Origin of the sequence: Actinomadura sp. 9N407 (assembly GCF_044326315.1) — a bacterium.
Classification (GTDB): domain Bacteria; phylum Actinomycetota; class Actinomycetes; order Streptosporangiales; family Streptosporangiaceae; genus Spirillospora.
In genome coordinates this window covers 169,131-191,814 of the sequence record NZ_JBIRAW010000007.1, presented here as the reverse complement: position 1 = coordinate 191,814, position 22,684 = coordinate 169,131, and the positions used below count along the sequence as shown (strand labels likewise).

Genomic DNA, 22,684 nt, shown 5'->3' with positions numbered 1-22,684 from the left:
GACGCCCTCCTTCGGCGGGCTTTGCGGCGATCGCCGGCATCGCTCCGAACTCGCCTGGCGGCTCGCTTCGCGATCAGGTTCTCGCTTCGCTCGAACCTGGGCTTCGCACGCGATCGCAACGGTTGAGGTCTGCTGCGGGTTGGGCAAAAGCCTCGCCTAGGTTTCCTAAGGGTTGCAGCGGTTTCCGAAGGGCCGGGCTTCAGTCGCGACGGCCTCAGAGGCCGGCTTTTTCTCGGGCTCGGGTGAAGAGGGTGTCCAGCATCTCTTCCGTGACCCTGCCGGTGAACGTGTTCTGCTGGCTGGGGTGGTAGCAGCCCAGCATCGCAACCTTCTCGCCCTCGGGTGAGGTGATCTCGGCCTCCGAGCCGTGCCCGAACGCCGGGCGCGGCCGCGGTACGGCGTATCCCGCCTGCTTCAGTGCAGGCCAGGCTGCCTGCCAGGCGAAGCCGCCCAGGGTGACGACGCAGCGGACCGTCGGTGCTACGAACGCCATCTCGTGCGCCATCCAGGGCAGGCAGGTCGTGCGCTCGCCGGGCGTCGGCTTGTTGACGGGCGGGGCGCACCGTACGGCGGCCGCCATCCGGGTGCCGATGAGGCGCTGCCCGTCCCCGGCCCGGACGCTCGTCGGCTGCGCTGCCAGCCCCACCCGGTACAGCGAGGCGAACAGCCAGTCGCCGGAACGGTCACCGGTGAAGATCCGGCCGGTGCGGTTGCCGCCGTGCGCCGCCGGGGCCAGCCCGACGATCATGATCCGGGGCCGGTCGTCGCCCCAGCCCGCGATCGGCCGTCCCCAGTACTCCTCGGCGGCGAACGCGCGGCGCCGTTCGACCGCCACCCGCTCGCGCCACTCCACCAGCCGGTCGCAGGCCCGGCAGACCGACTGGCGGGCGCACAGCTCGGCCAGGTCAGGTGCCTTCGCGGCCAGCTCCACCACGTCCTGCGGCCCGTGCGCGACGGGCGTGCCGGGGGCTGCGGGGTCTTCGGGCCAGCCCGTTCCGGGAGGCACGAACGGGGCTCTCCCGGCGGGCCCCGGCTGCGAGGTCGTCATGACCCCCGATCCTCGCACGGGCCCGGGCTGCCGTATGTGGTCAGGTCGGCGGGCCGATTCTGGAGGTCGTACGCGCCGGTCGCTCGGTACGATGCGGATCGCCGGTCGGGGGGACGCGGAAAGGTAACGGGGCGTTCGGCACGCGATGCGAAGCGGAGGCACGCCTTGTCGCAGCCAGGCTGGTACCCCGACCCCCAGGGCGGCGGAAGCCTGCGCTGGTGGAACGGACAGCACTGGACCGAGCACCTCAACCCGCAGCCGCCCGTCCCCGCCCGGCGCCGGGCGCAGCGGCAGGGCGCCGCCCAGGAGCCCGATCCGCGGCCCGCCATGCCCGCGCAGGCCCCCACGCCGCCGCAGCCGGCCGTCCAGGACGCGAGCTGGGGCGTCCAGCATGCGGTCCAGCCGGTGGACGCGACCGTACGGGGGCTGCTGCTGCACGCCGACGAGCACGTGATCGCGTACGGCGCCACCTCGCTGGCGTGGGCGCACGTGGAGTGGACGGCCTATTGGGCGGCGGGTACGGCACCGGAATACGGGTCAGAGCACAGGCCGCCGTACGGGGCGGGGTCCGGGATCCAGTGGATCTTTCAGGCCGGGCGCCACCCGTTCCACGGCGGACCCCGGGTCGAGGTGATCGTCGAGGATCCGGGCGTGACCGTGCACGGCCCGGCCGCGTCCGGCCGGCCGGACGGTGCGGCCGAGCGGGTCTGGCAGCGGCTGGTGGAGCTGGGCCGGACCCGGGCCGAGCCCCGGCTGGTCGAGGAGCTGGTCAAGCGGGTCCTGGCCGGGGAGTCGATCGACGTGGCGCAGGGGCTGACCGTGCATCCCGGCGGCGTCCGGGGCGACCGGGTCTCGCTGAGCTGGTCGGCGATCTCCGATGCGGTGATCAAGGAGGGCCGGGTGTGGATCCGGCAGTCCACCAACGTGGCGCCGGTCCTGTACGTACCGCAGCAGAACCCCAACGCGGTACTGATCCCCGCGCTGCTGACAGCGCTGAAGGCACGCCACTAGCGACCGCGAATCGCTAGACCTGGGACCAGGCGATCCCGTCGAGGATGTCGTGCTCGCTGACGACCACCGCGCCGAACCCGTACTCGCGCATGATCCGGTCGAGGATGAGCGCGCCGGTACCGATCACGTCCACCCGGCCCGGGTGCATGACGCCGATCGCGGCCCGCTCGGCCCGCGTCGCGTGCAGCAGGTCACGGGTCACCTCGTGTACCTGACCGGCGGTGATCCGCGACAGGTGGATCCTGGCCGGGTCGTACTCCGGCAGGCCGAGCGCGATCCCGGCGACCGTGGTGACCGAGCCGGCCAGCCCCACCAGCGTGCGCGCCTCGTCCACCGGGACGGTCTCGCGGACGTGGGCCAGCGCGGTGTCGATGTCGGCCACCGCCGAGGTGATCATCTCCGGGGACGGCGGGTCGGCGTCGCGCAGGTGGCGCTCGGTCAGCCGGACGCATCCGATGTCGACCGACCGGGCGGCCTCGGCCGCCGAGCTGCCCAGCACGAACTCGGTGGAGCCGCCGCCGATGTCGACGACCAGGTAGGGCCGGGCCGGACGCAGCGCGGCCAGCTCGCGGGTGGCGCCGCTGAACGACAGCGCGGCCTCCTCGTCGCCCGTGATCACTTCGGGTACCACCCCGAAGATCTCCACCACGCCCGCCACGAAGTCGGCCCGGTTCGCGGCGTCCCGGGTCGCGCTGGTCGCCACCACCCGCGTCTTCTCCGCGCCGTGCCGGTCGATCAGGGCGGCGTAGGCCCGCATCGCGGCGAACGTACGGTCCAGGGCCTCGGGCGCCAGGCGGCCGGTCTCGTCCACGCCCTGGCCGAGCCGGACGATCTCCATCCGGCGCTCGACGTCGGTCAGCGTCCCGGCGTCGTCATCGGGGGCGAGATCGGTGCCGGGGCCGGTGCCGATGTCGGCGATCAGCAGGCGGACGGAGTTGGTCCCGCAGTCGATGGCGGCGACGCGCGTCATCGAGCCTCCTCGGGGGCGGAGCGCTGGTCGTGATCGTCGGGGTCGGGGTCGACAGGGTCTGGGTCAACAGGGTCTGGGTCAACAGGGTCTGCATCGACGGGGTCTGGGCCGGGGGTGACACCAGGATCGTTGGTGACACAGGGGCCGTTGCGCCACCACTCGGGCAGCGCGTCCAGGGCTTCGCGGCCGAACGGGTTGGCGCCGGGGACCGCCAGCTCGTGCGCGACCAGGGCGTGCAGGCACTTGACGCGTTCCGGCATGCCGCCCGCGCTCTGAGTGCCTTCGGGAAGCGTCTCCACGCCTTCCTCACGAGCCGCCTGGTCGCGGCGGTTCAGATAGTCCTCGTGCGCGGCCGTGTAGGCGGCCTGCAGCTCGGGGTCGGCGGCCAGCCGCTCCTGCATCGTACGCATCCTGCCGTCGCCCTCCAGCGTGCCGATGGCCGAGGCGGCCTTGGGGCAGGTGAGGTAGAACAGCGTCGGGAACGGGGTCCCGTCGGGCAGCCGCGGCGCGGTCTCGATCACGGCGGGCGAACCGCACGGGCAGCGGTACGCCACCTGCCGCAGGCCGCGCGGCCGCCGGCCCAGCTGGGCCGCGATCGCGGTCTCATCGGTTTCGTCGATCATGTATGTCCCCACCCGTGGACGACCACGGGTCATGTCAGCTGGATGACCACAAGCGTTGTCGGTCGGATGGCCACAAGTCCGGCGCGATGACCGCGAGCGGTGTCAGCGCGATCGGTCGGCGGCCTCCACCGACCGCCAGAGCGTCTCGTACCAGGGCGGCTTGCTCCCGGTGCCGTCCCGCTGCGGCCGCTGCTCATCGCCCCCGCCACCATCGAGGACGATGTAGCACTTCACTCCCGGCTCGCAGTAATGCAGCCTTCGTGTCGCCTCACGCTTAATGTACGACTCTTCGCCCAGTTGCTGCTTGCGTTGGGTGAGTTCGTCGACCCGCTTTCGCGCCACCCGCTCCTGCTGCTTGAGCTCGGCGATCTGCTGGCGCTGCGCCACGTACTCCCGTACGGGATAGGCCAGGCTCAGCGCGATCGCGCAGACCACGACCGCCAGGATCGCGGCACGGCTGGTCAGCGCGGGATTACCGCGGCGTGCACCCTCTCCCGGGGAGTCGTCGCGCGCTCCCCGGGAGCCGGTACGGTCCTCATCGCCCTGCGCCAAGGCGGGCCCCCTCGTCGGTCGGCGTCACGGCCGCGGATCCGGAAGGTCAGCCCGCCCCGCCGAAGCGCGGGAAGGCGCCGGCACCGGCGTAGCGCGCCGAGTCGCCGAGCACCTGCTCGATCCGCAGCAGCTGGTTGTACTTGGCCACCCGGTCGCTGCGCGCCGGGGCACCGGTCTTGATCTGGCCGCAGTTGGTCGCCACCGCCAGGTCGGCGATCGTGGTGTCCTCGGTCTCGCCGGACCGGTGGCTCATCATGCAGCGGAAGCCGTTGGTCTGCGCCAGCGTGACGGCGTCCAGGGTCTCGGTGAGCGTGCCGATCTGGTTGACCTTGACCAGCAGCGAGTTCGCGACGCCGCCGTCGATGCCGCGGGCCAGCCGCTCGGGGTTGGTGACGAACAGGTCGTCGCCGACCAGCTGCACCCGGCCGCCGACGGCGTCGGTCAGGGACTTCCAGCCGTCCCAGTCCTCCTCGTCGAGCGGGTCCTCGATGGAGACCAGCGGGTACGCGTCCAGCAGTTCGGCGTAGTAGGCGGCCATCTCGTCGGCCGACTTCTTGGCGCCCTCGAACGCGTACACGCCGTCGGAGTGGAACTCGCTGGCCGCCACGTCCATCGCCAGCGCGATGTCGCGGCCGGGGGTGAAGCCGGCCTTGCGGATCGCCTCCATGATGAGGTCGAGTGCGGCGCGGTTGCTGGGCAGGTCGGGGGCGAAGCCGCCCTCGTCGCCGAGCCCGGTGCCCAGCTCCTTGCCCTTGAGCACGGACTTGAGCGCGTGGTACGTCTCGGCGCCCCAGCGCAGCGCGTCGGAGAAGGTCGGCGCGCCGATCGGCGCGATCATGAACTCCTGGACGTCGACGTTGCTGTCGGCGTGCGCGCCACCGTTGAGGATGTTGAGCATCGGCACCGGCAGCACGTGCGCGTTGGGACCGCCCACGTACCGGAACAGCGGCAGCCCGGACGAGTCGGCGGCGGCCTTGGCCACGGCCAGGCTCACGCCGAGGATGGCATTGGCGCCCAGCTCGGACTTGTCCGGCGTGCCGTCCAGGTCCAGCAGCAGCTGGTCGATCAGGCGCTGCTCGGTGGCCGGGTAGCCGACCAGGCGCTCGTCGATGGTGTCGTTGACGGCCTTGACCGCCTTGCGCACCCCCTTGCCGCCGTAGCGCTCGCCACCGTCGCGCAGCTCGACGGCCTCGAACCGGCCGGTGGAGGCGCCGCTGGGCACCGCGGCATGCGCCTCGGTCCCGTCGGCGAGCAGGACCTCGACCTCGACGGTCGGGTTGCCGCGGGAGTCAAGGATCTCCCGGGCGAGGACGGCCTCGATCGACGACACGGGCATCTCCCTGTTGGTTCTCGATGGCTGGTGCGGGTCCCGAGCCTATCCGCGCCGTCCCCGGCCCGCCCAACCGGCACGCCCTCGAACCACCCAAAGGGGACAGTCACCTCTCCCCTCCGAGGCGCCGGCTTGACGCGGCCGCGGTCTGGTTGTCTACTTACCCCACCAATCATACTTGCTTAGTAGGAAATACTGGTGGTGAACCCCTCGTGCGAAGACTCGTCCTGCTCGCCCTGGTCGGTCTGGGCGCCCAGCTCGTCGACGGCAGTCTCGGCATGGCCTACGGCGTCACCTCGACCACGCTGCTGCTGGCCATCGGTACCAACCCCGCGGCCGCCTCGGCCACCGTCCATCTAGCCGAGATCGGCACCACGCTGGTCTCCGGAGCCTCGCACTGGCGGTTCGGCAACGTCGACTGGAAGGTCGTCCTCAAGATCGGCATACCGGGCGCGATCGGCGCGTTCGCCGGGGCCACGTTCCTGTCGGGGCTGTCCACCGAGACCGCCGCCCCGCTGATGTCGATCATCCTGCTGGCCCTCGGCGTCTACATCCTGGTCAGGTTCACCGTGCGCGGGCTGCGCACCGACCGGCTGGGCCAGCCGCTGCGCAAGCGGTTCCTCGGCCCGCTGGGCCTGGTCGCCGGCTTCGTGGACTCCACCGGCGGCGGCGGATGGGGACCCGTCGGGACGCCCGCCATCCTGGCCAGCGGCCGGCTGGAGCCGCGCAAGACGATCGGCTCGATCGACACCAGCGAGTTCCTGGTGTCGGTCGCCGCCAGCGTCGGCTTCCTGATCGGCATCGGCTCCGAGGGCATCGACTTCGCCTGGGTCGCCGCCCTGCTGATCGGCGGCGTGATCGCCGCCCCGATCGCGGCCTGGCTCGTCCGGCACATCCCGCCCCGGGTGCTCGGCAGCGCGGTCGGCGGGATCATCATCCTCACCAACGCCCGCACGCTGCTCAGGAGCGACTGGATCGACGCGTCCGACGGCGTACGGTACGCGGTCTACGCCGTCATCTACGCGGTGTGGGCCGCCGCCCTGGCCTACTCCATCAAGCAGCACCGCGCAGAAGCGAGCCCCGCCGCCGAGCCTGCCGTCGCCAAGGCCCCGAGCACCGAGCCCCCGGCCACCGAGGAGGCCGCCACCCCGGCCCCCTGACGACGATGTGGCGCGTAAGGAGGCGATGTGGCGTAGGAGACGATGTGGCGTACGGGTGCGAATCGCCTTGCCACACGGGGTGTTGGCCTGGGGCCGGGGTCCGGTTTACCTGAGCCGGGGAACGCCTGTGCGGTGCGAGCACGCGATCCCACGGCCCCAGAGCCGCCCACCCGCTTGTGGGCGCGGCGGCGAGCGCCCTTCTCGCCGTCCATCCGGACGCGCATCACCGCTTGGGCCACACTGCTGTCCGGGCTGATCGCGACCATGGCGTTCGTGTTGCTCCTGGTGCTCGTGCGCCGCGAGGACATCTCCAACGTCCGGGTCGTGCTGGCCAACGCTGGCGGCCGGGTGGTGTTCGTCGCCCAGGAAGGGCGGCTGTCCCCGCGGGCGGTCGGGCCTGAGCTGATCCAGGTCGTGAACGCCGAGGGCCGGGTGGTCTCGGCCAGCGAGGGCATGGCCGGATATCCGCGGGTGAAGTTCCCCGCGCCCGCTCCGTCGGAGGGACGCAGGCACGGGCGGAGCTGCCACATCCAGGCACCGGGTGGGCCGTGCTTCATCGTGATCGCCTTCGCGCTCGGAACCGGCAACGATCGGCGGGTGGTCTACACGCTCGCACCCGAACCCGGGCTGGTCCCCCATCCGCAACTGGCGGCGCTGATGGCGGCCAGCGTTCCGGTCCTGGCGGGGCTGACAGGGTACGGGGTCTGGCGCGCGGCCGGCCGGATGATGGACCCCGTCGACGCGATCCGCGCCGAACTCGACGAGATCACCGCCACCGACCTGCAGCGCCGCGTACCGGTCCCCGAGCACCGCGACGAGGTGGCCCGGCTCGCCAAGAGCGTGAACGCCACGCTGGACCGCCTGGAGGGCGCGGTGGCCCGGCTGCGCGGCTATGTCGCCGACGTCTCGCACGAGCTGCGCAGTCCGCTGACCGGCCTGCGGATGGAGTTGGAGCTCGCACTGTCGGACCCCGACGCGTCCGACCCGTACGAGACGCTGGAGGCCGTACTGGCCAACACCGAGCGGCTGCACGCCGTACTGGACGACCTGCTCGCCATCGCCCGGCTGGAGGCGAACCCCAACTTCGCCCGGGAACCGGTCGACCTGCAGATGCTGGCCGACCAGGAGGTGCTGCGCCGGCCCCGGCGGTCCCGTTTCGCGGTGACCGACGGCGACCCCGTGATCGTGAACGGCGGCCGCTCGGAACTGGGCCGGCTCATCACCAGCCTCCTCGACAACGCCGACCGGCACGCCGCGACCTCGGTGACCATCACCGTACGCGCCGAGCCGGACGGAACGGCCGTCGTAGAGGTGATCGACGACGGCCCCGGCATCGCCGCCGCCGACCGCGAGCGCGTCTTCGAGCGCTTCACCCGCCTCGACGAGGGCCGCCACCGCGACGCCGGCGGCACCGGACTCGGCCTGGCGGTCTCCCGCGACATCGCCACCGCCCACGGCGGCACACTGATCCTGGCCGAACGCACCGACGACCAGCCCGGCGCCCGCTTCGTCCTACGACTCCCCCCAGGATGACCGACTTCAAGCCCACCCCACCCACGCACGTGACCACCCCACGCCTGGCGGCAAGGTGAGGAGGCCCCTAGCCTGCGCCCAGGGGGCAAGGGGGCGGAGCCCCCAGGTGTTGGGGGCCAGGGGGCGGAGCCCCCGGTGGGGGTGCAGGGGGCGAAGCCCCCTGCTGTGGGGCGGGCGCCCCCGGAGCGAGCCCCCGGCGAGCGCAGGGGGTGCGCGCCCCACCCTCGGGGGGCGTGGGGGGTCGTCCCCCCACAGAGCTACAGCCGGATTACTGTTTTGCCGCTGGATGTTCCTGTGCGGCTCCGGGTCAGGGCGGCGGGAGCCTCCTTCAGGGGGATCTCCTCCTCCACTTCGATCCGCATGTCGCCCGCCTCGACCAGTTCGACGGCGCGTTGGAGCAGGTCCGTGGTGGGCGTGTAGTCGAGGTTGACGCCGCGGATCTCCTGGGCCTCCAGCGCGTCGGGGTTCACCGCCCAGACCGTGCTGACGTAGACGCCGCCGGGACGCAGCAGCGCGGCCAGGCGTTCGGCGGCCGTACGGTCGCTGACCAGGTCGATGATCGCGTCGACTCCGTCGCGGCGGACGGCGCGTACCTGTTCGCGCAGGTCTCCGCGGCCGTGGTCGATGGTTTCGGCCGCGCCCAGTTCGCGCATCGCGGCGGCCGAGTTCGGGCGGGCGGTGGCGATCACGGTGGCGCCGCGGCTCGCGGCGAGCCGTACGGCGGGCCGGCCGACGCCTCCGGTGGCGCCGACGATGAGGACGCTCTTGCCGTCCTCGACACCGGCCTGCCCGACACCGGCCTCCTCGACCACCTTCAGCGCGGTCATGCCCGCGGTCGGCAGTGCGGCGGCCTTGGTGTAGAGCATGCCCTCGGGTATCGGGATCACGGCGTCGTCCTCGGTGGCGATCGCGTACTCGGCGTACGTCCCCACCCCGCGCGACACCCCGAAGAACCGGCCGAAGACCTGCTCGCCGACGCCGAACCGGGCGTCCGGGCCCGCCGCGTCGACCACGCCCGCGCCGTCCACGCCCAGGACGAGCGGGAACGTGTACGGGACGGAGTCCTTGAGCGCCCCGTCGGCGATCTTCCAGTCCAGCGGGTTGAGCCCGGCCGCGATGATCTTGACGCGGGACTGGGCCGGGCCCGGTTCCGGATCCGGCAGGTTCATCGCCGCCGGAGTGGCGCCGATCTCATTGATGGCGATGGTGCGCATGACGACTTCCCCCTGGGGAACGATCTACCCGACCGGCGGCCCGTCACACAAACCCGCCGGTCAGCCCCGCGTGTCAGGCAGTCCTGCCGGTCAACCCTGCCGATCAACACCGCCGGTCAACCCTGCCGATCAGCCTGCCGATCAACACTGCCGGTCAGCCCTGCCGGTCAGTCCGGGCCCGTGCCTGGACGGGGCGTGATCGTCGGCAGCGGGGTGCCCGGCGGATCCGGTTCGGGCGGGCGCGGCAGTTCGTCGTCCGGGTCACTGCCGTCGCGGTCACCGTCGCCCTTGCTGGGGCGGAGGGTGACGCTGATGCCCGGCTCGGCCTGGCCGGGCCCCGGCGACATCTCCGCCACGGTGCCTTCCACGAATTCGTCGGAGGTGACGGCACTTCCGACGTACGGCCGGAAGCCGGCGGCGCGCAGTTTCGCGATGGCGTCCCGGACGTCCATTCCCCGTACGTCGGGCAGTTCGGTCTTGTCCTCGCCCGATCCCTTGCTGAAGTAGTGCGACGGCGGGCGGTGGAACGACGTCGCCGCGCGTCCCGACAGCGCGCCGAGCATGCTCTCCTGCCAGATGGGCGCGGGGATCGTCGCGCCGAACACCGACCCGTAGCAGCGGCCGTCCATGCACAGGCTGGTCATCGGGTGCTTGTAGCCGCCGCGCGGGTCGCCGACCCAGACGGCGGCGGCCAGGTCGGGGGTGTATCCGGCGAACCAGGCGGCCGAGAAGTTGTCGACGGTCCCGGTCTTGCCGGCGGCCGGGCGGCCGAGCCCCATCCCCCGCGCGGTGCCCTTGGTGAGCACTCCGCGCAGGACGTGGTTGACCGCGTCCGCCACGCCCTTGTCGATCGCCTGCTCGCAGCGGGCGCGGGGCACCTTCAGCTTCTTGCCGGTGGAGTCGGTGATCTGCTTGATGGCGATCGGCTCGCAGTAGCGCCCGCGCGCGCCGAACGCGGCGTACGCGGCGGCCAGCCGCAGCGGCGACACCTGGTTGAACCCGAGCGTGAACGAGGGGAACTGCTCCATCGGCTTGCCGTTGGCCTGCCGCATCCCGAGCCGTTCGGCCATCTTGACCGTGTCGCACAGCCCGACCTCGCGTTCCAGTGCGAGGAAGAACGTGTTGACCGAGTGTTGCGTACCGGTGACCAGGCTGAACATCCGGCCGCCCTCGCCGTCGGCGGAGTTGCGCAGGCTGTCGGTGCTGTTGACCGGCCGGCCCTTGCAGTCGCGGAAGCCGGTCGGGGTGAACCGCCGCGGCGCCATCAGCCGGTCGCCGAACGCCATGTCCTCCTCCAGCGCGGCGGCCAGTGTGAAGGCCTTGAACGTCGACCCGGCCTGCATCCCGATGCTGGACCCGTGGCTGGCGTCGGCGGCGAAGTTGATCCAGGTCTTGCCGCGCTCGCGGTCCGAGCCCAGCTTGCGGTCGACGACCATGCCCTTGATCTCGCCGGTACCGGGTTCGACCAGCGCTTCGGCGGCGGCCTTGCCCGCGGAGTTCTTGCGCGGTACGTGCCGGTCGACCGCGCGCTGGGCGGCCTTCTGCGTCTTGCGGTCCAGCGTCGTACGGATCGTGAGGCCGCCCCGCTTGAGCAGCCGCCGCCGTTCCTCGGCCGTCTCGCCGAACACCGGGTTGGTGAGGATCTCGCGCTGGACGTAGTCGCAGAAGAACGGGGCGACGCTGGAGACGCAGCCGTTGACGGTCTTGGTGACGTCCAGTCCGAGCGGCCGCCGCTTGGCCGCGTCCGCCTGGTCCTGGGGCAGCCAGCCCAGTTCGGCCATCCGGTCGAGCACCACGTCGCGGCGCTCGCGTGCCGCCTCCGGGCGCTGTACGGGGTCGTAGGCGTGCGGGAGCCGGATCACTCCGGCGAGCAGCGCCGCCTCCGGCAGCGTGAGGCGGGCGGCGGGCTTGTCGAAGTAGTGCCGGGCGGCGGCCTCGATCCCGTACGCGCCACCGCCGAAGTAGGCGATGTTGAGGTAGCGGGTGAGGATCTCGTCCTTGGAGAAGCGGCGTTCCATCGCCACCGCGTACCGCAGTTCGCGGATCTTGCGCGCGGCGGTGACCTCCTTGGCCGCGACCTGCTCCTCCTCCGTCTCGGCCTGGGTGAACAGCAGGTTCTTCACGTACTGCTGGGTGATCCCCGAGCCGCCCTGGGTGACCTCGCCGGAGTCCAGATTGCTGACCAGGGCGCGCAGCGTGCCCTGCGAGTCGAGGGCGCCGTGCTCGTAGAACCGGCTGTCCTCGATCGCCAGCACGGCCTTGCGGACGTCCGGTGCGATCTGGTCGAGCCGGACGTTCACCCGGTTCTCGAAGAAGAACGTGGCGAGGACGGAGCCGTCGTCCGCCAGGATCCGGGACCGCTGCGGGACGCCCGCCGTGTTCAGATCGTCGGGATCGCGCTGGAACCAGTGGGCCGTGTCGCGCGCGCCGACCCCGGTCGTACAGGCCACCGGCAGCATGAGCAGCGCCACCAGGATTCCGGCCAGGAGCCCGTACCCGCCCAGCTCGCGGATCGCTCGGACCCGGTCGGACCCGGTGACGGGCCCGGCCTCGGCCGGACGCCAGAGCCCCGCCTCGTGGTCCTCCTGAGCCTCAGCGAGCACGCGCTCAGAGTAGACAAGCCGCACCCCGCCGACCACCCTTAGGGCGATCTTTCGGGCGAACTCACCCGCTCGGGACGCTCTGCTCCCTCTCCCAGGCCTGGACACGATCCCGGAATACCCGGGAGACCGCCCGCAATTCCGCCTCGGGATCACGGCCTTCGTCGCGGGCCTGCCGGACGAGTTCGAACAGCCGCTCCCCCACGCCGCCGCCCGCCGGGAACAGCTCGTCGGGGACCTCGAGCCGGCCCGCCCGCCGCTGCAGTTGCGCCGCCAGCGACAGCGCGGGCTGCGCGATCGGCACGCCGTCGAGCGCCGACGCCTCGCCGCCGTCCTTGTCCGCCCGCTCGGCCGCCTTGATCTCTTCCCAGTTGGCGTTGACCTCGTCGGCCCCCGACACCGCGACGTCGGCGAACACGTGCGGATGCCGCCGGACCAGCTTGTCGACGATCCCGGCCGCCACGTCGTCGATCGTGAACGCGGTCTCGTCCTCGCGCTCGGCCGCCACCACCGAATGGAACGCGACCTGCATCAGCACGTCGCCCAGTTCCTCGCGCAGCGCGCCGTAGTCGCCCTCCTCGACGGTCTCGGCGACCTCGTACGACTCCTCCAGCAGGTAGCGCACCAGCGACTCATGGGTCTGCTGGGCGTCCCACGGGCATTCGCGGCGCAGCGTGTCCATCACCGCGACCAGATCCAGCAGCCGCGCGCCCGGCAGGTCGTACGAGCCGTGCAGGACCTCGATGTCCACCGGGTCCTCGACCGCGATCTGCCCGATCTCCCGCATCAGCCGCTCGTCACCGTCCGGGGCCGCCAGCCACACGACCCGTTCACCGCGCGCGGCGTCCACCAGCTCCCGCGCGACCGGCTCGGTCACCTCGACGACCACGCCCGCGTCCAGGACGTACGGCAGCAGCGGGTGATCCTGGCTCCCGGCCAGCACCCGCCCGGCCGAACGCAGCGTCTCCCACCCCCGCCAGGTCAGCAGCCCGGGGGCGACCCGGTGCGTGGTGGCGAGCAGGACCAGCCCCGGCTTGGCCTTCTGGGCTATTTTGGCGAGCTGGGCGGTCTTGGCGGCGTTGGCGGCGCCCTTGCGGGACGGCTTGGCACTCATGGATCAGCGGATTCCCGACTCCGTGGCGGACAGGGTGTACTTCACGGGGGTGATGGCGATCTTGGCGGGCTCGAACGAGCCGAACCGCGGGTTGACCCGGATCTTCATGCCCTCGGCCGTCTCGACGAACTGCCGCGCCGTCTGCCGCTGTGCCCCGGCGTTCTGCTCGGCGGCACGGGGATCGGGGGACGCCCCGTACTTCTGCGCCACCAGCGTCTCCACGCCGATGACCTTGGCCAGGTCGCGGGCGTGCCGGGCGGGCAGGCCGCGGGACCGTACCAGCGAGTCGGCGCCGCCGCGCTGCTCGAGCGCGGCCACGATCTGGTCGATCTGGCCCTGCGACACCGTGACGCCGTTGCGGCGGGCCACCTCGTCGCCGATCCGGAAGTACACCAGCATGTCGAGGGCGTCGCGCAGGTCGGACTCGGTGAGCGGCTCGGAGCCGTTCCGCTGGTCCTGCATGCGCGGGTCCGAGCGCAACTGATTGGCGACCGGGTCGGCGCGGAACTCCCGCTGCCAGTCCGTGACCGCCGTGTCGAGCGTGGAGACGGCGATGCGGTCGTCGCCGACGAGGGCGGCGGCGCCCATCTTCAGCGGCCCGCCGCCGCAGCCGGCCAGCGCGACGGCCGCCACCAGCGCGGCGGCCGCGGCCTTGATCGTTCTACCGGACACAGGTCCCCATCTCGTCGTTCGGCTCCTCAGCATTGCCGCCCCGCAACATCGAATTCACCTGCAGGAGCGTGCATGAAGTGAGCCGCCAGCCTAGGCCTTGGTCGGCGACTCCAGGAACAGAGCGTCCACCAGGTCGGTGGCCCATTTGAGCAGCTCCTGGTCGCGCAGCGGACGACCGCCGAGGGGCGCCGTCTTGGGCGCGGGGATCAGGAGCGTCTTCACGTTCTGCTTCAGCACGTTCTTGGGGTAGAGGCGCTGCAGCCGCACCTGGCGGGAGTCGGGCAGGTCCACCGGCGCGAACTTGATGAAGTTGCCCTGAACGGTCACGTCCGTGAGCCCCGCCTTGCGGGCCCGCGCCCGGAAGCGCGCGACCTCCAGCAGGTTGAGGACCGGTACGGGCAGCGGGCCGAAGCGGTCCTTCAGCTCGTCGTGCACCGCGCCGATCTCGTCGTCGGAGGTGATCGCGGCGATCCGCCGGTACGCGTCGAGGCGGAGCCGCTCGCCCGGGACGTACTCGTGCGGCAGGTGCGCGTCGACCGGGAGCTCGACCCGGGTGTCGGGCATCTCGGTGACCGTCCCGCCCTCCTTCAGCTCCCGTACGGCCTCGCCGACCATCCGGACGTAGAGGTCGAAGCCCACGCCGGCGACATGGCCCGACTGCTCGGCGCCCAGGATGTTGCCGGCGCCGCGGATCTCCAGGTCCTTCATCGCCACGTACATGCCCGCGCCCATCTCGGTGTGCTGGGCGAGGGTGGACAGCCGCTCGTGCGCGGTCTCGGTGAGCGGCACCTCGGGCGGGTACAGGAAGTAGGCGTACGCGCGTTCCCGGCCGCGGCCGACCCGGCCGCGCAGCTGGTGCAGCTGGGAGAGCCCGTACATGTCGGCGCGGTCCACGATCAGCGTGTTGGCGTTGGGGACGTCCAGGCCCGACTCGACGATCGTGGTGGCGACCAGGACGTCGTAGTTCTTCTCCCAGAAGTCGACCATGACCTTCTCGAGCTGCTGCTCGTTCATCTGGCCGTGCGCGACGGCGATCCGCGCCTCGGGGACGAGCTGCTGCAGGTTGGCCGCGACCTTGTTGATCGAGCGGACCCGGTTGTGCACGAAGAACACCTGGCCCTCGCGCAGCAGCTCGCGCCGGACCGCCGCGGCGATCTGCTTCTCCTCGTACGGGCCGACGAACGTGAGGATCGGGTGCCGCTCCTCGGGCGGGGTGAGGATGGTCGACATCTCGCGGATGCCGGTCAGTCCCATCTCCAGGGTGCGCGGGATCGGGGTGGCCGACATCGCCAGCACGTCCACCTGGGTACGGAGCCGCTTGAGCTCCTCCTTGTGCTCGACGCCGAAGCGCTGCTCCTCGTCGATGATCACCAGGCCGAGGTTCTTGAACCGGGTCTGCGCGGACAGGATCCGGTGCGTGCCCACGACCACGTCCACGGCGCCGTCGGCGAGCCCGCGCAGGGTCTCGTCGATCTCCTTGTCGGCCTGGAACCGGCTGATCGGCTTGACCACCACGGGGAACGCGCCGAACCGTTCGGAGAACGTGGACATGTGCTGCTGGACGAGCAGGGTCGTCGGCACCAGCACCGCGACCTGCTTGCCGTCCTGGACGGACTTGAACGCGGCGCGGACCGCGATCTCGGTCTTGCCGTAGCCGACGTCGCCGCAGATCAGCCGGTCCATCGGGATCGGCCGCTCCATGTCCTCCTTGACCTCGTCGATGGCGGCGAGCTGGTCGGGCGTCTCCACGTACGGGAACGCGTCCTCCAGCTCCCGCTGCCACGGGGTGTCCTGGCCGAACGCGTGGCCGGGGCTCGCCATCCGGGCCGAGTAGAGCCGGATCAGCTCGCCGGCGATCTGCTTGACCGCCTTGCGCGCCCGGGACTTGGCCTTCTGCCAGTCGGCGCCGCCGAGCCGGTGCAGGCTCGGGGCCTCGCCGCCCACGTACCGGGTCAGCTCCTCGAGCTGGTCGGTCGGGACGAACAGCTTGTCGCCCTTGGCGTACTCGAGGATCAGGTACTCGCGGGTGGCGCCCTGGATCTTGCGGCTGACCATCTCCACGTACCGGCCGACGCCGTGCTGCTCGTGCACGACGTAGTCACCGGCGTGCAGTTGCAGCGGGTCGACGCCGCCGCGCCGCCGCGACGGCATGCGGCGCATGTCCTTGGTGGACGACTTCTGCCCGGACAGGTCGGACTCGGTCAGGACGGCGAGCTTGATGCTCTCCCAGACGAAGCCGTGGTCGAGCAGTCCCGTGGAGACGTTGACGAGCGCCGGCCTGGGCGGCTCGGCGAGGTCGGTGAGGGTGGCGCCGAGGCCTTCCTCTCCCACCAGCTGTACGAGCCGTTCTGCGGGGCCGTGGCCGGGCGTGACCAGGGCGACCCGCCAGCCGCCGTCGATCCAGCGCTTGAGGTCGCCGATGACGCGCGCGGTGTCGCCGCGGTACGCCTCGGCCGTCTGCACCCCCAGGTTGACCGCTCCCCCTGTGTCCTCCACGGAGGACGGGTCGTCCAGGGGGGACGATCCGTCTGAATCCCCCGTGCTGAGAGGGTTGAGCGCGGTGACCGTCCAGCGGGTCAGGCCCAGCTCGCCGGTGTGCTCGCGGACCTCCTCCAGGGAACGGAACGCGGCGGCTCCCAGGTCGATCGGAGCGGCGCCACCGGCGGCGGCGTTGACCCAGCTCGCCTCAAGGAACTCCTGGCTCGTACGGACCAGCTCGACCGAGCGGGTCCGGATCCGTTCCGGCTCGCAGACCAGCAGCGCCGAACCCTCCGGCAGCAGGTCGGTCAGCAGCTCCATGTCCTCGGCGAGGACGGGCGAGAACGCCTCCATGCCCTCGACGGTGTCGCCGTCGGCGATCCGGGTGAGGATCTCCTCCAGCGACGGGTGCTCGGCGGCCAGCAGCCGGGCGCGCTCGCGGACGGCCTCGGTCAGCGGCAGCTCGCGGCACGGCGGGGCCCACAGTCCGTCCTGGGCGATCTCCAGCGAGCGCTGGTCGGCGGCCTTGAAATAGCGGATCTCCTCGACCGTGTCGCCCCAGAACTCGACCCGGAGCGGGTGCTCCTCGGTCGGCGGGAACACGTCCAGGATGCCGCCGCGCACGGCGATCTCGCCGCGCTTCTCGACCAGGTCGACGCGGTGGTACCCGGCCTCGACCAGGCTCCGGACGGCCTCGTCGAGATCGGCGTCCTCGCCGCCGCGCAGCCGGACCGGCTCCAGGTCGGCCAGGCCGGACACGATCGGCTGCAGGATCGCCCGTACGGGGGTGACCACGACCTCGAGCCGGCCGGACTTCTCCGGCCCGCTGGCGCTCTCCCCCGCCCCGGGATGCACAAGCTCCGACTGCACGAGCTCCGACTGCACGAGCTCGGGATGCACGAGGCGGCGCAGTACCGCCAGGCGCTGGCCGACCGTGTCCGCGCGCGGCGACAGCTTCTCGTGCGGCAGCGTCTCCCACGCCGGGAAGTGCGCCACCCGGCCCGCGTCGAGCAGGCTGGTCAGGGCCGACGTCAGGTCCTCGGCCTCGCGGCCGGTGGCGGTCACCGCCAGGACGACGCCGTCCCCGATCCTCCGGGTCAGGGCCGAGGCCAGGATCGGCCACAGCGACGGCGGCGCCACCAGGTCGTGGTCGACGCGCGCCCGCTTGAGCGCGCGCTCCAGTCCAGGGTCGGTGCACGCAAGATCAACAAGTCCGCTAAGGGTCATTCTCTGCCCGCTACTCCCCGCCGGGCGGGCGCCCGCGCGTCGCGGGGCAGCCCGAAGAACCGGGCGAACCTCCGCAGGCCCCGGTATCGCCTACCACCCTACGCGCCCGCGCGCACCTTCCGCAGACGGGCTCCGGATGGGCCACAGGCGGGATGGCGGGCGAGATGGCAGGGCGGGATGGCAGAGAGGGACAGGTCGCGCCATTCCGGTATAGTGAGACAAAGTTGTCTCATATGAGGCATGGATGACTCAGATGATCAAGCAGCCAGTGGGCGAACCGGTGGGCGAACCGGTGGACAGGAACTCGGATGACCAAGGAAGACGCGATCCTCGCGGCCGCCACCCGGCGGCTGAACGAGGATCCGACTGTCTCGATGGCGCAGCTGGCGGAGGCGATCGGGGTCAGCCGGGCGACGCTGCACCGGCATTTCGCCACTCGTGAGGCCCTGCTGCACAAGGTGGCCCTGCGCGCCGTCGCCGCCTGGGAAGGCATCCACCACGACATCGGCCTGGAAAGTGCCACCTCGTCCGGTGACCCCGACGTGCTCGCCACCGCCCTGCGGGGCCTGCTGCGCGGCTACATCGACGCGATCGACGAGTACGGCTTCGCCCTGACCGACCACTTCATCTACGGCCTGCCCGACGTGGCCGCGTGGTCGGGACGCCTGGAGGAACTCGAGATCGGCTTCATCGCCGCCGCCCAGCGGGCCGGGGTCCTGCGTCCCGGCCTGCCGCCGCGCTGGGTCAGCGACGCCCTGTACGGGCTGCTGATCGGGGCCCGCGAAGGCCTGCGGCGAGGCGACTTCGCCCGCCGTGACGCGGCGGACCTGCTGCTGACCACCTTCATGCGGGGCGCCGGCCCCGATACCGGCCACGATCACGATCCTGAGAAGAGCGGAACATGACGATCGCCAAGCCGGGCCCCGACGCCGCCGCGGCGCCGCCGCCCGCGCATCCGCGCCGCTGGGCCGGGCTCGCCGTGCTGTCGGCGAGCCTGCTGCTCATCACCATGGACATCACCATCCTGAACGTGGCGCTGCCCGCGATGTCCACCGAACTGCGGCCGGACTCCGTACAGCTGCTGTGGATCGTGGACGTCTACGCCCTCGTGGTGTCGGGGCTGCTGGTCACCGTGGCCGCGCTCGGCGACCGCTGGGGCCGCCGCCGGATGCTGCTGGCGGGCTTCACCGTCTTCGGGCTGGCCTCGGCCGGGGTCCTCCTCGCCGACTCACCGGGGGAGGTCATCGCGGTACGGGCGCTGCTCGGCGTCGGCGGCGCGATGATCATGCCGTCCACCCTCTCCATGATCCGCCACCTGTTCACCGAGCCGCGCGAGCGGGCCACCGCGCTGGGCGTGTGGGCGACCACCGCGGCGGCCGGCGCCGCGATCGGCCCGATCGTCGGCGGCGCGCTGCTGGAGGCGTTCAGCTGGCACTCGGCCTTCCTGGTCAACGTGCCGGTGATGGTCGTGGCGATCATCGCCGGGATCGTCCTGCTGCCGGAGTCGCGCTCGCACCGCCCCGGCCGCTGGGACGCGCTGGGAACGGTCCTGTCCATCGTCGGCATGATCACGCTCGTCTACGCCATCAAGCACTTCGGCAAGGACGGCCTCGCCGCCCCCGACGCGATCGCCGCCGCCGTGATCGCCGCCGTGACCCTGACCTCCTTCGTCGTCCGGTGCCTGCGCATCCCGTACCCGATCCTGGAGATCCGGCTGTTCCGCCGCCCCGCGTTCTCCTCCGGCGCGATCGCGGCGCTCAGCACCAGCCTCGCCGCCGCCGCGATGCTCCTGCTGCTCGCCCAGTGGATGCAGCTCGTCCAGGGGTACGGAACGCTGGAGACCGGCGTCCGGCTGCTCCCCCTGGCCATCGGCGCGGCACTGGTGTCCCCCGCGGCACCCGCCCTGGCCGGGCTGATCGGCACCCGTACCGTCCTGGCCGGTGGCCTCGCGGTCAGCGGCAGCGGTTTCCTGGTGATGGCCCTGGGGCCGGAGCCGATGTCGTACGTCACGGTCGCGGTGTCCCTGTTCTTGGTCGGCGCCGGGATGGGCTCGCTCGCGATCGCGTCCGCCGTGATCATGGCGGGCGCGCCGCCGGAGAAGTCCGGCAGCGCCGCGGCCGTGGACGAGACGAGCTTCGAGCTGGGCTCCGCGCTCGGCGTCGCGATCCTGGGCAGCGTGGCCGCCGCCGCCTACCGCGCCGACGTGTCGTTCGCCTGGCTCGCCGAACGGGGCGTCACCGGCCCCGCCGCCGACGCCGCGCGCGAGTCGATCGCCGGTGCCATGGAGGTCGCCGCCCAGACCGGCCAGACCGGCCTCGTCGAACGGGCCCAGGCCGCGTTCACCACGTCCCTGGAGGGAGCGAGCCTGGCCGGCGGCGTCCTGATGATCGCCACCGCCCTCCTGGTCTGGTGGCTGGCCCCGCGCGATCTGGACGTCTCCGCCGTCCAGCACTGAGCCCGTCCAGCACGGGTCGGGCGGCACGGGGGCCGGGCGGCGCGGGGGCAAGAGTTCCCTGATCAAGGGGCGACACGTCACTCGCCAAGAGTGAACAAATGGCGGACACTCCGCAGTCGGACGATTACTCTGCGAGTTGCGGACGTCAGAACCGTGCGTCGACCACCCGGAGTTCCATCACCCGGAAAGGAGCGGGTCTCATGGCCAGCTCGGTCAAGGGAGTCCCCCGCCGTCCGGCGGAGGACCACGACGGCGAATCGCTTCCGCCGCCCGAGGAGGTCGGCGGCCTGTTCTCGGCCCGGGCCCGTGCGTACGCCCGCGAGAAGCCACTGGTGGACCTGCACGTCCTGGAGGCCGGCTGCGGCTGGGGCCGGGGGCTCGATCTGGGGGCCCGCGAGCACCAGACCACGGGCGTCGATCTCGATGCCCCCGCGCTGCGCGCGCACACCCGCGAGCGCGGCGATCTGGACGCCTGGCATCTGGGCGACCTGCGCACGGTGCCGATGCCGCCCCGCGCGTACGACGTCGTGCACGCGCCGTTCCTCATCGAGCGGGTACCGCACGCCGAGCTGGTCCTCGACCGGTTCGTGGCCGGGCTGCGGCCCGGCGGGCTGCTGCTGGTACGGCTGCGCGACCGCGACACCGCGTTCGGATTCCTCGACCGCAGGCTGCCGCGCTGGATGCGGGAGTCGATGTGGCGCGGGCTGGCCAAGCTGGAGCCGGGCGCCGGGCGGGCACCGGTGCCGCCGCCGCCCGCGGTCTACGAGCGGGTGGCCTCCCGGCAGGGCATGCGGTGGTACTGCGTGATGCGCGGGCTGGTGATCGCCGAGGAGTACACCTCCCGCGACGCGCTGGACGCGCTCGGGGCCGGAACCGGTCTCGTGGGGGCGCTGTGCCGGCTGGTCTCGGCGCTGAGCCGGCGGCGCCTCACCAGCGAGCACAGCGAGGTGACCCTGGTGATCCGCAAGCCGGAGAACCGCTTCGCCCGGGTGATCTGAGCCGTCGCGGGCCCCGTTTTCAAGCGGCATTGCGAGCCCGCCCGACACCGCGCCGGGCGGGCCGAGGTGCGCGCACCCTCCCCGGCTCGGTAGTTTTCTGCGGAAACCCCTGTTGACCTGCACCAGCCCGGAATCGTTCCCGGGCGGGATCGGAGATCGCGGTGACCGCCGAATCCGGCCTTCCCGACACGCTGCGCGACCTGCCCGCATGGACCCCGGACGCGACCGAGCTCGCGGATCTGGAGTCGCTGCTGGCCGGCGTGTACGGCCCGCTGGCCGGGTTCCTCGGATCGTTCGACACCGCGATGGTGATCGCGGGCGGGCGGCTGGCGGACGGTACGCCCTGGCCGGTCCCGGTGACCCTCACGGTGCCCAAGGACCTCACCGCGCACGAGCGGGTCGTCCTGCAGGATCCCGAGGGCGTGCCGCTGGCCGTGCTCGACGTCGCCGAGGCATGGCAGGACCCGACCTCCCAGGGCTGGCGCCTGGCGGGCACGCTGGAGGCCCTGCGCGCTCCCGCGCACGGACCGTTCCACGGACTGCGACTGCGCCCCGACGAGATCCGGCCGCACGAGGGCCCGGTGCTGGGCGTCGCGACCCGCGAGCCGCTGCACCGCAAGCAGCTCGGGCAGCTGCGCCAGGTCGCCGAACGGCTCGACGCCCGGGTCCTGGTGCTGGCGCTGATGGGCGGCGAGCACGACGAGGCGCTGGTCCGGGCGCTGCTGGCGGTCCGCAAGGAGCTTCCCGAGGGGGCACAGGTCGTCCCGATCCCGCTGCCCCGGCGCGATGACGAGCAGCGCGATCTGCTGCTGCGCTCGCACGTGGCCGCCGCGTACGGCGCGACCCACCTGCTGGCCGGGGAGGAACTGGCCGGGAAGGAGATCGAGGGCACCGCGATCCCGGTCGTGGTCCCCGAGCCCTGGGCGTACGACGCCGACGTCGAGGTGTGGCGGCCGGTGGCCCGGATCGAGCCCGACCACGTCCAGGCGGAGCTGACCCCCGAGCGGCTCGGCGAGCTGCTGGACCGCGGCGACCCGGTCCCCGACTGGTTCACGCCGCCCGCGGTGGCCACCGAGCTGGCGGTGGCCCGCCCGCCCAAGCACCGGCGCGGCATCACGGTCTTCTTCACCGGCCTGTCGGGCTCGGGCAAGTCGACGGTGGCGCGGGGGCTGGCCGACGCGCTGATCGAGCGCGGCGGCCGTACGGTCTCGCTGCTGGACGGCGACGTCGTACGGCGGCTGCTGTCGGCCGGGCTGACCTTCTCCAAGGCCGACCGCGACCTCAACATCCGGCGGATCGGCTATGTCGCGGCCGAGGTCACCCGGCACGGCGGGGTCGCGATCTGCGCGCCGATCGCCCCGTACGCGCAGACCCGCGCGGAGGTGCGCCGGATGGTGGCGTCGGTCGGCGACTTCGTCCTGGTGCATGTCGCCACGCCGCTGGAGGAGTGCGAGCGGCGCGACCGCAAGGGGCTGTACGCCAAGGCCCGCGCCGGGCTGATCCCCGAGTTCACCGGGATCTCCGACCCGTACGAGGAGCCCGGCGACGCCGACCTGGTGCTGGACACGTCGCGGATGGCACCGGACGAGGCCGTCGGCCAGGTCCTGGACCTGCTGGCCAACGGCGGCTGGGTCCGCCCCGCCTGATTCCATGCCGGGACCACCTCGTATCCTGACATCTGAACAATTCCGATATATCC

At 72.2% G+C, this 22,684-nt stretch carries 17 protein-coding genes; 7 read left to right on the top strand and 10 right to left on the bottom strand.

The genetic code is table 11. The features are described 5' to 3' along the window. Positions 1 to 214: 214 nt before the first annotated feature. Positions 215 to 1,048, bottom strand: a complete 834-nt coding sequence (locus ACH34Q_RS13625; RefSeq protein WP_395983233.1) for a uracil-DNA glycosylase — start codon at positions 1,046 to 1,048, stop codon at positions 215 to 217. Between the two features lie 165 nt (positions 1,049 to 1,213). On the opposite strand from ACH34Q_RS13625, the gene ACH34Q_RS13620 reads away from it, so the two are divergent. After that, positions 1,214 to 2,059: a DUF2510 domain-containing protein gene (locus ACH34Q_RS13620; protein WP_395983232.1), complete on the top strand. Its 846-nt coding sequence runs from the start codon at positions 1,214 to 1,216 to the stop codon at positions 2,057 to 2,059. Between the two features lie 13 nt (positions 2,060 to 2,072). On the opposite strand, the gene ACH34Q_RS13615 is transcribed toward ACH34Q_RS13620, so the two are convergent. The 4 genes from ACH34Q_RS13615 to eno all read right to left on the bottom strand — a co-directional run bounded on the left by ACH34Q_RS13615 (position 2,073) and on the right by eno (position 5,534). Continuing rightward, the gene (locus ACH34Q_RS13615) at positions 2,073 to 3,029 is read right to left on the bottom strand and encodes an exopolyphosphatase (RefSeq protein ID WP_395983231.1); all 957 of its coding nucleotides are present in this window, start codon (positions 3,027 to 3,029) and stop codon (positions 2,073 to 2,075) included. Further along, a complete protein-coding gene (locus tag ACH34Q_RS13610; protein ID WP_395983230.1) occupies positions 3,026 to 3,652 on the bottom strand; it encodes a DUF501 domain-containing protein in 627 nt (208 codons plus the stop codon). Before ACH34Q_RS13610 ends, ACH34Q_RS13615 begins: the two co-directional genes overlap by 4 nt. A 102-nt stretch (positions 3,653 to 3,754) precedes the next feature. Next, positions 3,755 to 4,204, bottom strand: a complete 450-nt coding sequence (locus tag ACH34Q_RS13605; RefSeq protein WP_395983229.1) for a septum formation initiator family protein — start codon at positions 4,202 to 4,204, stop codon at positions 3,755 to 3,757. Positions 4,205 to 4,250: 46 nt separating this feature from the next. Further along, positions 4,251 to 5,534 (bottom strand): phosphopyruvate hydratase, encoded by a 1,284-nt coding sequence (gene eno / locus ACH34Q_RS13600; RefSeq protein ID WP_395983228.1) that lies wholly within the window; start codon positions 5,532 to 5,534, stop codon positions 4,251 to 4,253. A gap of 212 nt (positions 5,535 to 5,746) precedes the next feature. Here eno and ACH34Q_RS13595 point away from each other — a divergent pair, with 212 nt between their 5' ends. Together ACH34Q_RS13595 and ACH34Q_RS13590 are read left to right on the top strand one after the other, a co-directional pair. Beyond that, positions 5,747 to 6,694, top strand: a complete 948-nt coding sequence (locus ACH34Q_RS13595; protein WP_395983227.1) for a sulfite exporter TauE/SafE family protein — start codon at positions 5,747 to 5,749, stop codon at positions 6,692 to 6,694. Positions 6,695 to 6,958: 264 nt separating this feature from the next. Further along, positions 6,959 to 8,227 (top strand): sensor histidine kinase, encoded by a 1,269-nt coding sequence (locus ACH34Q_RS13590; protein WP_395983226.1) that lies wholly within the window; start codon positions 6,959 to 6,961, stop codon positions 8,225 to 8,227. Positions 8,228 to 8,484: 257 nt separating this feature from the next. On the opposite strand, the gene ACH34Q_RS13585 is transcribed toward ACH34Q_RS13590, so the two are convergent. The 5 genes from ACH34Q_RS13585 to mfd form a co-directional block, all read right to left on the bottom strand. Continuing rightward, a complete protein-coding gene (locus ACH34Q_RS13585) occupies positions 8,485 to 9,441 on the bottom strand; it encodes an NADP-dependent oxidoreductase (RefSeq protein ID WP_395983225.1) in 957 nt (318 codons plus the stop codon). A 167-nt stretch (positions 9,442 to 9,608) separates the two neighbouring features. After that, the gene (locus ACH34Q_RS13580; protein ID WP_395983224.1) at positions 9,609 to 12,044 is read right to left on the bottom strand and encodes a penicillin-binding protein; all 2,436 of its coding nucleotides are present in this window, start codon (positions 12,042 to 12,044) and stop codon (positions 9,609 to 9,611) included. 61 nt (positions 12,045 to 12,105) lie between these two features. Further along, a complete protein-coding gene (locus ACH34Q_RS13575; RefSeq protein WP_395983223.1) occupies positions 12,106 to 13,155 on the bottom strand; it encodes a MazG family protein in 1,050 nt (349 codons plus the stop codon). Between the two features lie 3 nt (positions 13,156 to 13,158). After that, positions 13,159 to 13,827: a hypothetical protein gene (locus ACH34Q_RS13570; RefSeq protein WP_395983222.1), complete on the bottom strand. Its 669-nt coding sequence runs from the start codon at positions 13,825 to 13,827 to the stop codon at positions 13,159 to 13,161. Between the two features lie 90 nt (positions 13,828 to 13,917). Then, positions 13,918 to 17,532 carry a transcription-repair coupling factor gene (gene mfd, locus ACH34Q_RS13565; RefSeq protein ID WP_395983221.1) on the bottom strand — a complete coding sequence of 1,205 codons (3,615 nt, stop codon included), beginning with the start codon at positions 17,530 to 17,532 and terminating at the stop codon, positions 13,918 to 13,920. A gap of 308 nt (positions 17,533 to 17,840) precedes the next feature. Here mfd and ACH34Q_RS13560 point away from each other — a divergent pair, with 308 nt between their 5' ends. The 4 genes from ACH34Q_RS13560 (at position 17,841) to cysC (ending at position 22,631) form a co-directional block, all read left to right on the top strand. Then, positions 17,841 to 18,437, top strand: coding sequence for a TetR/AcrR family transcriptional regulator (locus ACH34Q_RS13560; RefSeq protein WP_395983220.1), 597 nt, complete (start codon positions 17,841 to 17,843; stop codon positions 18,435 to 18,437). Next, positions 18,434 to 19,987, top strand: coding sequence for an MFS transporter (locus ACH34Q_RS13555; protein ID WP_395983219.1), 1,554 nt, complete (start codon positions 18,434 to 18,436; stop codon positions 19,985 to 19,987). The genes ACH34Q_RS13560 and ACH34Q_RS13555 overlap by 4 nt, the downstream gene beginning before the upstream one ends. A 200-nt stretch (positions 19,988 to 20,187) precedes the next feature. Beyond that, positions 20,188 to 20,985 carry a class I SAM-dependent methyltransferase gene (locus tag ACH34Q_RS13550; RefSeq protein ID WP_395983218.1) on the top strand — a complete coding sequence of 266 codons (798 nt, stop codon included), beginning with the start codon at positions 20,188 to 20,190 and terminating at the stop codon, positions 20,983 to 20,985. Positions 20,986 to 21,146: 161 nt separating this feature from the next. Continuing rightward, complete coding sequence (gene cysC, locus ACH34Q_RS13545; protein ID WP_395983217.1) at positions 21,147 to 22,631, top strand: adenylyl-sulfate kinase; 1,485 nt, start codon at positions 21,147 to 21,149, stop codon at positions 22,629 to 22,631. Positions 22,632 to 22,684: the final 53 nt, after the last annotated feature.

Bases quoted from the DNA above. Each gene is read 5' to 3' on its own strand.
- ACH34Q_RS13625 (WP_395983233.1), bottom strand. From the start codon at position 1,048: ATGACGACCTCGCAGCCGGGGCCCGCCGGGAGAGCCCCGTTCGTGCCT.
- ACH34Q_RS13615 (WP_395983231.1), bottom strand. From the start codon at position 3,029: ATGACGCGCGTCGCCGCCATCGACTGCGGGACCAACTCCGTCCGCCTG.
- ACH34Q_RS13610 (WP_395983230.1), bottom strand. From the start codon at position 3,652: ATGATCGACGAAACCGATGAGACCGCGATCGCGGCCCAGCTGGGCCGG.
- ACH34Q_RS13590 (WP_395983226.1), top strand. From the start codon at position 6,959: ATGGCGTTCGTGTTGCTCCTGGTGCTCGTGCGCCGCGAGGACATCTCC.
- ACH34Q_RS13585 (WP_395983225.1), bottom strand. From the start codon at position 9,441: ATGCGCACCATCGCCATCAATGAGATCGGCGCCACTCCGGCGGCGATG.
- ACH34Q_RS13575 (WP_395983223.1), bottom strand. From the start codon at position 13,155: ATGAGTGCCAAGCCGTCCCGCAAGGGCGCCGCCAACGCCGCCAAGACC.
- mfd (WP_395983221.1), bottom strand. From the start codon at position 17,532: ATGACCCTTAGCGGACTTGTTGATCTTGCGTGCACCGACCCTGGACTG.
- ACH34Q_RS13560 (WP_395983220.1), top strand. From the start codon at position 17,841: ATGACCAAGGAAGACGCGATCCTCGCGGCCGCCACCCGGCGGCTGAAC.
- ACH34Q_RS13555 (WP_395983219.1), top strand. From the start codon at position 18,434: ATGACGATCGCCAAGCCGGGCCCCGACGCCGCCGCGGCGCCGCCGCCC.
- ACH34Q_RS13550 (WP_395983218.1), top strand. From the start codon at position 20,188: ATGGCCAGCTCGGTCAAGGGAGTCCCCCGCCGTCCGGCGGAGGACCAC.